Origin of the sequence: Acidiphilium sp., from assembly GCF_049977125.1 — a bacterium.
Taxonomy (GTDB): Bacteria; Pseudomonadota; Alphaproteobacteria; order Acetobacterales; family Acetobacteraceae; genus Acidiphilium.
Genome location: NZ_JBMFGY010000033.1, coordinates 1 through 7,668, shown reverse-complemented (window position 1 = coordinate 7,668; position 7,668 = coordinate 1). Strand labels below are relative to the sequence as shown.

Sequence of the window (7,668 nt, the reverse complement as noted above, 5' to 3'; positions counted from 1 at the left end):
TACCATCCGCCCGCCGCGCCCTATCATCCGCCGGTCCCGCAGTACCATCCGCCCGCCGCGCCCTATCATCCACCCGCCGCGCAATTCCATCCGGCGCCCCATCCCCAACCTCACCCGCAACCCCATCCCGCGCCGGATCAGAAGGACCAGCCCCATCCCTGATCATCCTATCCGCCCTCCCGGTGGGTGTGATACCGTCGCGCCATGAGTGACTCACCCCCCGCCGCCGACCTCGCCGCCACGCGCCGACGCCGCCGGCGGGTGGCCGAGGATATTCTGCTCCTGCCCCTGGCACTGCTCCTTGAGTTCCTCGACCGGATCATCTGGGACGGTGCCAAAGCCCTGCTCGACCTGATCTCCCGCCTCGCCGTCGTCGCCCGTCTGCGAGCCATCCTGCAAACCCTGCCGCCGCTCGTCGTCGTGTTCCTGTTCCTGATCCCCGAGGCGATCGATCACCTCAGCGGCTTCTGGGCCACCATCCTGTTCGTCAAGGGCAACTGGCTCGCCGCCACCGCGGTCGCCGTCTTCATCAAGGGCTTCGCCATCCTGCTGGCGCTCTGGATCTATCAGGCCTGTGAAGAAAACCTGATGTCGGTGCGCTGGTTCGCCATTGCCCACAACAACGTCATCCGCGCGCGCGACTGGGTGCTGGAACGCACCCGCCCGATCCGTGAACGCCTTCGCCTCACCACGCGAACCGGCCAAACCACCCGCCTCGGGCGCCGCCTTGCCGCATGGCGGCACCGCATCGCCCGCGGTGTCACCGGCCCGCGCCGATGAGCGGCATCGCCGCCCTGTGTCGATGAGCGGCATCGCCGGCTCGCACCAATGAGCGGCATTGCCCGCGCCCATCTCATCGCCGCCGACCCGGTGCTGGGCGCCCTGATCCGCAACATTGGCCCCTGTCGCCTCAAACCCGATCGATCGCGCGAACCCTACGCCGCCCTGATCGCCGCGGTGGCGCATCAGCAACTCCACGCCCGCGCGGCGGAAGCGATCCTCGGTCGCCTCACCGCGCTGAGCGGCGCACCGATCCCCGAACCTGCGGCCCTTCTCTCCCTCGCCGACGCCGATCTGCGCGGCTGCGGCTTCTCCGGCGCGAAAATCGCAGCCCTGCGCGACATCGCCGCCCATGCCCTCAATGGCACGGTACCCACCCGCCGCGCCGCCGCCCGCCTGTCCGACGCCGCCCTGATCGAACGGCTCTGCGCCATCCGGGGCATCGGCCGCTGGACCGTCGAGATGTTGTTGATCTTCACCCTCGGCCGGCCGGACGTCTTTCCGGTCGATGATTTCGGCGTGCGCGAAGGCTACCGCCTGATCCACGCACTCGAACAGCAGCCCAAACCGCGCGCCTTCGCGGTGATCGGCGAGGCCTACGCGCCGTATCGGAGCACGGCGGCCTGGTATCTGTGGCGCGCGGCGGATCGGACCAAAAAGGTGAAATAACGCCGAGGCGGCCGGATGGCCCTTGGCGTTCCATTGATTTTAAATATAACCTCCGGCACGACCACGAGGGGAACCGTCAATGCATATCCTGATCATCGGCGCCGCCGGCATGCTCGGCCGCAAATGCGCCGCCCATCTGGCCACTACGGGCATGATCGGCCCGTCCCCGGTCAACTCCCTCACTCTGGTCGACTCAATCCCCCCCGTCGCCCCGGCCGGCTTTTCCGGCAGCCTCGCCATCCATACGCTCGACATCTCTGCCCCCGGCGCCGCGGCGCGTTGTATCGCCATGCGTCCCGACATCGTCATGCATCTCGCCGCCGTCGTCTCCGGCGAGGCCGAACGCGATTTCGACAAAGGCTACCGGATCAATCTCGATGGCACGCGGCTGCTGTTCGAGGCGATCCGCGCCGAACATGCGCGCACGCATTACATCCCGCGCGTGGTGTTCGCCTCCTCGATCGCGGTATTCGGCGCGCCGTTTCCACCGGTCATCGGCGATGAATTCTTCACCACCCCGCTCACCAGCTATGGGACCCAGAAGGCGATCGGTGAGTTGCTGCTCACCGATTATTCCCGTCACGGCATCATGGACGGTATCGCGATCCGCCTGCCCACCATCTGCATCCGTCCCGGCGCACCCAACGCCGCCGCTTCCGGCTTCTTCTCCAACATCCTGCGCGAACCGCTGATCGGCAGGGAAGCGGTGCTGCCGGTCGATGATTCCGTGCGCCATTATCACGCCAGCCCCCGCGCCGCGATCGGTTTCATGATCCGCGCCGCCACCATGGACCTCACCCCGCTCGGCTGGCGCCGCACCCTCAACCTGCCCGGCCTGTCCGCCACCGTCGGCGAGCAGATCGCGGCGCTGCGCCGCATCGCGGGCGATCGTGCGGTCGCGCTCATCCGGCGCGAACCCGACCCCGCCATCGCCCGCATCGTCGCCGGATGGCCCGGCGATTTCGAGGCCGGCCGCGCCCGTGCTCTCGGCTTTGCCGCCGAAACCAGTTTCGACGAGATCATCCACGCCCATATCGAAGACGAACTGGGCGGCATCCTGCCCGCCATCTGACGCACCAGGGAGAATCGCATGACGAAAAAAATCGCGCTGGTCACCGGCGCCGGCAGCGGCGTCGGACGCGCCGCTGCCCTCGCCTTGCTCGCCGATGGCTACATTGTGGTCCTCACCGGCCGCCGGCAGGGCGCGCTCGAGGAAACCATCAGCCTCGCCGCCGAACCAGCCAACGCCCTCGCGATCGCCGCCGACGTCACCGACCCCGCAGCGGTCGAATTTTTATTCGCACAGATCAAATCGCGCTGCGGCCGGCTCGATCTGCTCTTCAACAACGCCGGCACCAATGTCCCCGCCACGAATTTCGGCGATCTTACCATGGCGCAATGGAGTCACGTCGTCGCGGTCAATCTCAACGGCGCGTTTCTCTGCGCCAATGCCGCCTATCGCATGATGCGCGACCAGACCCCGCAGGGCGGGCGCATCATCAACAACGGCTCGATCTCCGCCCACAGCCCGCGTCCCGGCTCTGCCCCCTACACCGCGACCAAGCACGCCATCACCGGCCTGACCAAAACCATCGCCCTCGATGGCCGCGCCCACAACATCGCCTGCGGCCAGATCGACATCGGCAACGCCGCCACCCCCATGACCCGCCGCATGGCCACCGGCGTGCCCCAGGCCGACGGCAGCCTCCGGCCCGAACCGACCATGGATGTCGAAATCGTCGGACGCACCCTGGTCTACATGGCCAGCCTGCCGCCCGACGCGAATGCAATGTTCCTCACGGTGATGGCAACGACGATGCCGTTCGCAGGTCGCGGCTGAACGCCCCGGCGTCAACCCGCTGTCTTGGCCGGTGCCAGATGCTCCTGTAATCGCGGCATCAGTTCGACCAGATTGCACGGCCGATGCCGCGAATCGAGCTGGAAGCGCAAAATATCATCCCACCCATCCCGGGCGGCACCGGTCGAGCCGGGCAGGGCGAACAGATAAGTCCCCCCGGCGACGCCGCCGATCGCGCGGGACTGGATCGTCGAGGTACCGATCTTCTGATAGCTCAGCATCCGGAACAGGTCGCCGAATCCCTCGATCGTCTTGTCGAGCACGCGCTCGAACGCCTCGGGCGTCACGTCGCGGCCGGTGATCCCGGTCCCGCCGGTGGTGATCACCGCATCGATCGCCGGATCGGCGATCCAATGGCGTAATTGCGCCTCGATCAGACCCGCGTCGTCGCGCACGATCACCCGTGCCACGAGCCGATGCCCGGCGGCGGTGATGCGATCGGCCAGCGCGGCGCCCGACGTGTCGGTGTCCAGAGTGCGCGTGTCCGACACTGTCATGACGGCGATGCTGACGGGAATGAACGGGCGGGTTTCGTCGATCCGTGACATGGGCAGCCTCCTCGATGAATGACCCGCTATAGCGCGAACCCCCACCCCTTGACGATTGCGCCCGCCGATGAATGTCTGACTGATGGTTTATCTCGCCCTCGCGCTCGCTCTTCTGGTTTTTCTCTCCCTGGTGATGGGGGGCGCCTGGGCGGTGCAGCAACGCACCGGCAATTCCGGCTGGGTCGATGTGATCTGGACCTTCGGCACCGGTACCGCCGGCGCGATCGGCGCGCTCGTGCCGCTCGGCCCGGCGCCGTTCGCGCGTCGCCTTCTGGTGGCGTCGCTGGTGTTGATCTGGGCCGGCCGTCTCGGCGGCTACATCATGCGCCGCACCCGCGCGATCCCCCATGAAGACGCCCGCTACGCCAGATTCCGCGCCGATTGGGGCGATCGGTTCGCGGCGCGGATGTTCGGTCTCCTGATGATCCAGGCGGCGGTCGCCTGGATTCTCGTCCTCTGTGTCATGCTCGCAGCCGCCAATCCGCATCCGCTCGCGGCGGGATGGACCCTCGCGGGTCTCATGGTATTCCTCGTCGCACTCGCCGGCGAGGCGCTGGCGGACCGGCAGATGCATGCCTTCCGCGCCGATCCCGCCAATCACGGCCGGGTCTGTCAGGCGGGTCTATGGGCCTGGTCGCGTCATCCCAATTATTTCTTCGAATGTCTGATCTGGCTGACCTACCCGCTGATTGGCCTGGCCGGGTTCTGGCTGCCCGGTCTGCCCGGCCTGCTGGGCCCTCTCTTCATGGTCTGGCTGCTTGTGAATGTCTCCGGCGTGCCACCGCTCGAACGCGAGATGCTGGCCTCGCGCGGTGCCGCCTACCGCGCCTACCAGGCGCGTGTCAGCCCGTTGATGCCACTGCCGCCGAAACGGATCTGACGAAACGAATCCGAGCCGGACACCTCACGTCACAGAAAATAGTTTCTTTCCGTGCTGCAACATGGTTTGTTCAGCGCATGGACACTGAGCAGCTGCAAAAACACCGTTTCGCAACCATGGACGAGGCGTTGCGCGACGATATCCGCCTCTTGGGCCGGATTCTGGGTGACACTATCCGCAGCGTGGACGGGGCGGAAACCTACGACCTCATCGAATCGATCCGCCAGCTCGCCCTGCGCTTCCACCGCGATCACGACCAGGCCGCCGAAGCCGAGCTTGAAAACCTGCTCAAGGACCGGCCCGGTGGTCAGATCAATAGCATCACCCGCGCCTTCGGCTATTTTTCCATTCTCGCCAACATCGCGGAGGACCATCATCACACCCGGCGCTGGCGCGCCCATCTGATCGCCGGTTCGCCGCCGCGCGAGGGCAGCCTCGCCGCCGGCATCGCCCGCGCCCGCGCCAACGGGTTCGACACCCCGGCGCTCCGGAACTTCTTCGCAACCGCCTATATCGCCCCGGTGCTGACCGCCCACCCCACCGAGGTGCAGCGGCGCAGCATTCTCGACACGCTGGACACCATCGCCGCCCTCCTGGTCCAGCGCGATCGCCAGGCCGGAACGGGTGCGGAGCGCGACGCGATCGACACCGCCCTGCGCCGTCTCGTGCTCACCCTCTGGCAGACCCGCATGCTCCGCCCGACCCGGCTCTCCGTGCTCGACGAGGTCGAAAACGCCCTCGCATTCTTCGACGCGACGTTTTTCGCCGAGGTTCCGAAACTCTACACCGCAGTCGAACAGGCGCTCGACGCCCCGCCCGGCGAACTCCCGGTCTTCCTCGAAATCGGCAGCTGGATCGGCGGCGACCGTGACGGCAACCCCTTCGCCGATGCAACAATCCTGACCAAGGCGCTCGCCCGTCAGGCCGAACGCGCCTTCGCCTTCTATGCCGGTGAGGTGCTCAAACTCCGCCGCGAACTCACCCTCGCCTCCCTGCATGTCACGATCACCCCGGCACTCAAGCACCTCGGCGCGCCATCGGTGGACCAGTCCGAACATCAGGCCGACGAACCCTACCGCCTCGCCCTCACCACCATCCAATCCCGCCTCGCCGCAACCCAGGCCGCGCTTTCGGGTGCCGCGCCGGGCGGTGCCGCCGCGCCCTACGACTCCCCGGAAGCCTTCGTGGCCGATCTCGCCATCATCGTCGACTCCCTGCGCGCCAACGGCTCCGAACTGCTCACCCACGGCCGGCTTGGCGACCTGCTCCAGGCGGCCCGCGTGTTCGGCTGGACCCTCGCGCCGATCGACCTGCGGCAGAATTCCGAGGTTCATGAACGCACCATCGCCGAGCTGCTCGAAAAAATCAGCCCCGGCACCGACTACCTCGCGATGGACGAAGCCGCCCGCACCGCCCTCCTTCTCACCGAACTCGCCACCAACCGTCCGCTGGTCTCGCGCCATCTCCGCTACGGTGCCGAAACCACCAAGGAACTCGCGATCTTCGAGGCAGCCGCCCTGGCCCACCGCCGCTACGGCCCCCGCGCCCTGCGCACCGCCATCATCTCCAAGGCCGCCAGCGTGTCGGACGTGCTGGAACTCGCCGTCCTGCTGAAGGAAGCCGGCCTGCTCCACCCCGACACGCGCATGCTCGACGTCAACATCGTCCCCCTGTTCGAAACCATCGACGATCTACGCGCCGCCCCCGGCATCATGAACGATCTGTTCGCCCTGCCGCTCTATCGCGACCTGCTCGCCAGCCGCGGCAATACCCAGGAAGTCATGCTCGGCTATTCCGACAGCAACAAGGACGGCGGCTTCCTCACCTCCGGCTGGGAACTCTACCGCGCCGAGGTCGGCCTGGTCGAAATCTTCGCCCGCCACGGCATGCGGCTGCGCCTGTTCCATGGCCGGGGCGGCTCGGTCGGTCGCGGCGGCGGCCCCAGCTTCCAGGCCATCCTCGCCCAGCCGAAAGGCGCGGTCGATGGCCAGATCCGCCTCACCGAACAAGGCGAGGTGATCGCCGCGAAATACGGCAATCCCGAAGTCGGCCGGCGCAATCTCGAAGTCCTGGTCTCCGCCACCCTCGTCGCCACCGCCGAACCGGCCGCCGCCGAACCGCTGGAGCCGGGATTTCCCGTCGTCCTCGGCGAATTGTCCGATGCCGCCTACGCCGCCTACCGTAACCTCGTCTATGAAACGCCGGGGTTCGAGGATTATTTCTGGCAATCCACCGTCATCACCGAAATCGCCAGCCTCAACCTCGGCAGCCGTCCCGCCTCCCGCGCCAAGGGCCGCTCCATCGAGGATCTGCGCGCGATCCCCTGGGTATTCTCCTGGGCGCAATGCCGGGTCATGCTGCCCGGCTGGTACGGTTTCGGCACCGCCGTCGAAACCGTTCTCGCAAAACGCGGCTATCGCGGCCTGCGCCTGCTGCAATCGATGTTCCAGGAATGGCCGGTCTTCTCCACCCTGCTGCTCAATATGGATATGGTCCTGGCCAAGGCCGACATGCGCATCGCCGCGCGCTACGCCGGTCTCGTCACCGACCAATCCTTGCGTGACAGCATCTTCCCCCGCATCGAGGCGGAATACGAGCGCACCCGCACCCACCTCCTCGCCATCACCGGCCAGCGCGCCCTGCTCGATCGCAACCCGGTGATGCGCCGCTCGATCACGAACCGCTTCCCCTATCTCGACCCGCTCAACCACGTCCAGGTCGAAATGCTGCGCCGCTACCGCGAAACCGGTACCGGTGAGGACGCCGTCACACCCGGCGACAACGCCATGAAAACCAGCGACGACGACGTGAAGGTCCGCGTCCGCCGCGGTGTCCATATCTCGATCAACGGCATCGCCGCCGCCCTGCGCAACAGCGGCTAGAGCGATATGCGATTAAGTTGACGCGGCAGCGGCAACATAATCGCATGAAAT

Annotated in this window: 7 protein-coding genes; 6 read left to right on the top strand and 1 reads right to left on the bottom strand. The window is 66.9% G+C overall.

Annotated features, from left to right (window positions below; translation table 11 throughout):
• Positions 1 to 204 precede the first annotated feature (204 nt).
• From ACP5E6_RS07500 to ACP5E6_RS07485, 4 genes are all read left to right on the top strand, one after another.
• Positions 205 to 780 (top strand): hypothetical protein, encoded by a 576-nt coding sequence (locus tag ACP5E6_RS07500; protein WP_427953393.1) that lies wholly within the window; start codon positions 205 to 207, stop codon positions 778 to 780.
• A gap of 48 nt (positions 781 to 828) precedes the next feature.
• Positions 829 to 1,449, top strand: a complete 621-nt coding sequence (locus ACP5E6_RS07495; RefSeq protein ID WP_427953391.1) for a DNA-3-methyladenine glycosylase family protein — start codon at positions 829 to 831, stop codon at positions 1,447 to 1,449.
• A gap of 79 nt (positions 1,450 to 1,528) precedes the next feature.
• Positions 1,529 to 2,521, top strand: a complete 993-nt coding sequence (gene denD, locus ACP5E6_RS07490) for a D-erythronate dehydrogenase (protein ID WP_427953389.1) — start codon at positions 1,529 to 1,531, stop codon at positions 2,519 to 2,521.
• An 18-nt stretch (positions 2,522 to 2,539) separates the two neighbouring features.
• Positions 2,540 to 3,289: an SDR family oxidoreductase gene (locus ACP5E6_RS07485; protein WP_427953387.1), complete on the top strand. Its 750-nt coding sequence runs from the start codon at positions 2,540 to 2,542 to the stop codon at positions 3,287 to 3,289.
• Between the two features lie 11 nt (positions 3,290 to 3,300).
• Here the strand turns inward: ACP5E6_RS07485 and moaB are convergent, their stop codons facing one another.
• Positions 3,301 to 3,855, bottom strand: a complete 555-nt coding sequence (moaB, locus tag ACP5E6_RS07480) for a molybdenum cofactor biosynthesis protein B (RefSeq protein WP_427953385.1) — start codon at positions 3,853 to 3,855, stop codon at positions 3,301 to 3,303.
• An 82-nt stretch (positions 3,856 to 3,937) separates the two neighbouring features.
• Between moaB and ACP5E6_RS07475 the strand changes: the two genes are divergently transcribed.
• A complete protein-coding gene (locus ACP5E6_RS07475) occupies positions 3,938 to 4,735 on the top strand; it encodes a DUF1295 domain-containing protein (protein WP_427953383.1) in 798 nt (265 codons plus the stop codon).
• Positions 4,736 to 4,812: 77 nt separating this feature from the next.
• The gene (gene ppc / locus ACP5E6_RS07470) at positions 4,813 to 7,617 is read left to right on the top strand and encodes a phosphoenolpyruvate carboxylase (protein WP_427953381.1); all 2,805 of its coding nucleotides are present in this window, start codon (positions 4,813 to 4,815) and stop codon (positions 7,615 to 7,617) included.
• Positions 7,618 to 7,668: the final 51 nt, after the last annotated feature.

Coding starts and splice junctions, on each gene's coding strand:
- ACP5E6_RS07500 (WP_427953393.1), top strand. CDS start 205: ATGAGTGACTCACCCCCCGCCGCCGACCTCGCCGCCACGCGCCGACGC.
- ACP5E6_RS07495 (WP_427953391.1), top strand. CDS start 829: ATGAGCGGCATTGCCCGCGCCCATCTCATCGCCGCCGACCCGGTGCTG.
- denD (WP_427953389.1), top strand. CDS start 1,529: ATGCATATCCTGATCATCGGCGCCGCCGGCATGCTCGGCCGCAAATGC.
- ACP5E6_RS07485 (WP_427953387.1), top strand. CDS start 2,540: ATGACGAAAAAAATCGCGCTGGTCACCGGCGCCGGCAGCGGCGTCGGA.
- moaB (WP_427953385.1), bottom strand. CDS start 3,855: ATGTCACGGATCGACGAAACCCGCCCGTTCATTCCCGTCAGCATCGCC.
- ACP5E6_RS07475 (WP_427953383.1), top strand. CDS start 3,938: ATGGTTTATCTCGCCCTCGCGCTCGCTCTTCTGGTTTTTCTCTCCCTG.
- ppc (WP_427953381.1), top strand. CDS start 4,813: ATGGACACTGAGCAGCTGCAAAAACACCGTTTCGCAACCATGGACGAG.